Source organism: Trinickia sp. (assembly GCF_035492435.1).
Lineage (GTDB): Bacteria > Pseudomonadota > Gammaproteobacteria > Burkholderiales > Burkholderiaceae > Trinickia.
In genome coordinates this window covers 1-2,756 of sequence record NZ_DATJJF010000158.1, presented here as the reverse complement: position 1 = coordinate 2,756, position 2,756 = coordinate 1, and the positions used below count along the sequence as shown (strand labels likewise).

Here is a 2,756-nt window from a genome sequence, read left to right as displayed (position 1 = left end):
CCGCATGCCGCGTCGAGCAGCGTCGCGACGACGCCGCCTTGCAGCACGCGCTGACGGTTCAGCATGCCGGGCTGCAAACGAAGACGGAATTCCGCGTACCCTTCATGCCATGCCATGCGTGTCATGCCGAGGCTGGCGAGGAACGGATTTTCGAGCGCGTCGATCTCCACAACCGTTCCTCCGCTCAACCACCAGACCGGCCGGTGAACCCATGGTTGAGCGGTTCAGGCCACCCGTCGGTTGCGGGCCGCGCGAAGCCTTCGTCGTGCGCGGCAACCTGCGCGCCGTTCCACACCATAGAACGCGCACCGAAATGTGTGTTCGCTTGACCTTGCCCGCGCGCGAAGCGTCGGGCCTTTTGCTTGCCGGTCGTCATTGATAGTTCCGGGTTTGTAATGATTGATTCGCGCGCGCCGATCGACGACGCTTTGCTCGACCGGCCAAGAGTGCATGAGTGCTTTCATCGCGCGCAAACTAACTTTTCTCATGCCCGCATGAAAAAGTTTCATTTCCTCGGCGCCGGCAACGGGCCGATCATCGCAGCATCCGTGCTGTCCTGTTACGTTCCCACCATTGTGAAACCCCGTTAAAATCCGCCTCACTGATCCTGCACTGCGCTGACTCATCGAATGAGACCCTACATTCCTTCTCTGCAGAGCTTGCTTGCGTTCGAAGCTGCATCTCGGCACCTGAGCTTCACGCGCGCGGCGCAGGAACTCGAACTGACCCAGACGGCGATCAGCCATCAGATCAAGACGCTTGAAGACCGGCTCGAGGTCAAGCTGTTCGTGCGGCGCCGCAACGTGCTGACGCTCACGCCCGCCGCGCGCGAGTATCTGAATTCCGTGCATGAGGCGATCAATCTGCTGTCGATCGCCACCGCGCACGCGCGCAAGAAAAAGCCGAGCACCGTCCTCACGGTCACGTGCCTGCCGACTTATGCGGTCAAATGCCTGATTCCCGCGTTGCCCGAATTTCAAAGCGCGCATCCCGAGATCACCGTGCACGTCGCGACGAGTTCGACCTTCAACGAGTTCGAGCGCAATAGCTATGACGTCGCGATCCGCTATGGTTCGGGCCGCTGGGCGTCAACGCGTTCGGACCGGCTGCATGGCGAAGAATTCTTTCCTGTGTGCTCGCCCGCGGTGCTCGAGCAAGCCGGCAAGTTCGGCTCGATCGCCGACGGCCTTGCGCGCATGCGCCAGATTCGCACCTACTTCTATTCGATGTATCAGGACGACTGGCCTGCGTGGCTCGAGGCCGCCGTGCACGGGCCCGTCGAATTCGCGAGCGAATCGGTGTTTCACCTGCAGCTCACGTCTCTCGCCGCGGCCGTCGACGGTGTCGGCATCGCCATCGGCCGCACGCCGCTCGTCAACGGCGATCTGGCGAGTGGGAAGCTCGTCGCGCCGTTCGAGGTGCGCGTGCCGTCGAGCTCCGCGTATTTCGTCACATCGCCGATCGACAAGGCGAGAACGAAGAAAGTCGAGGTGTTCCGCGAGTGGGCGCTCGCGCGGCTCGGCGAGAATCGCGCGCACGATGAACGCGAAGGGCCCACTGCGCATGATGGGCAGGCCGCTCGCCCGGCGGTGCACGCGTCGGCTGCCGTCGTTGCGGCCGGCTCGCCTTACTGAGTTCATGTCGAGCGACTGTCCACCGGTACCCGATCCGCCTTGGCGTACCGTCGCGACGCTGCTCGACCGGCATCGGCGCGACAAGCCGGAGAAGGATGCGATTGTCGATGTCGAGCGGCGCGTGCGCATATCGTTCGAACAGCTTGCGAATCGCATCGACGGTATTGCGCGGCAACTCGCACAACATGGCGTAGAAAAAGGCACGCGCGTCGTGCTTGCGAACTGCGAAGCACCCGACAAGCTGCTGCTCTGGCTTGGCGTCTGGCGCCTCGGCGCAGTCGTATGTCCGCTCGATGTTCCTTTCGTGGGCCACGAGATCGCGCGCAAGCTGCTCGAGACGCTCGCGCCCGGTCTCGTCGTATGCCCCGATGAAAGCAGCGCAGGGTTGTCCGCCATGACAAAGGCGCCGCTCGTGCGCTTTGCCGCAGGTGGATTCGGCAGCGAAACGCCGGGCCGCGCGAAAACGCAACGCGCCGGCCAGCACACGATCACGCTCGCGCCGGACGACGAACGCCGGAACAGCGACGCCCCGCCGCTGCCCGACGCCGAGACCGTCTGCGCGATCGACGATATTGCATCGCTGTGCTGCACATCAGGCACGACCGGCATTCCGAAGATCGTCGTCTACGACCACGCGTGCTACTGGCTCAACGGCCTCGACAGCATCGACCTGCTTGGTCTTAACAGCGATGATCGCACGCTCGAATATCGTTCATTCGACTGGTACTCCGCGCAGATTCTGAGCCTGATGCCGTTCCTGCAACTGGGCTCGACACTTTGCATAGCACGCAAGTTTTCGCGCAGGGAGTTCGGCAACTGGGTACGTGAAAACCGCGTGACCGTCAGCGCCGGCGTGCCGACCGTGCTTAATTTGCTGCTCGAAGCGCCGCTCGATGCGTCCGCCGGGACGTTCGCGTCGCTACGCGCGATGACGTGCAGCACGGCGCCGCTCTCGCCGCTTCAATGGATGCGCTTCGAAAAGCAGTACGGCATCCGCATTCTGAATCTGTACGGTTCGTCGGAAGCGGGCTGGATGTGCGGCAGCCGTTCGGAGCGCCGCAAGATTGGCACGGTCGGTTATCCGGCCGCGCATATCCGCTTCGATATTGTCGATTCCGAGGG

The 2,756-nt window shown here is 63.0% G+C and carries 2 protein-coding genes; both read left to right on the top strand.

What is annotated here, in order from left to right; all coding sequences use genetic code 11:
• The first annotated feature begins 629 nt into the window (after nucleotides 1-629).
• Complete coding sequence (locus VL598_RS11845; protein ID WP_325326914.1) at nucleotides 630-1,634, top strand: LysR substrate-binding domain-containing protein; 1,005 nt, start codon at nucleotides 630-632, stop codon at nucleotides 1,632-1,634.
• A gap of 4 nt (nucleotides 1,635-1,638) precedes the next feature.
• On the top strand, nucleotides 1,639-2,756 hold a 1,118-nt coding region (locus VL598_RS11840; RefSeq protein WP_325326913.1), incomplete at its 3' end, for a class I adenylate-forming enzyme family protein.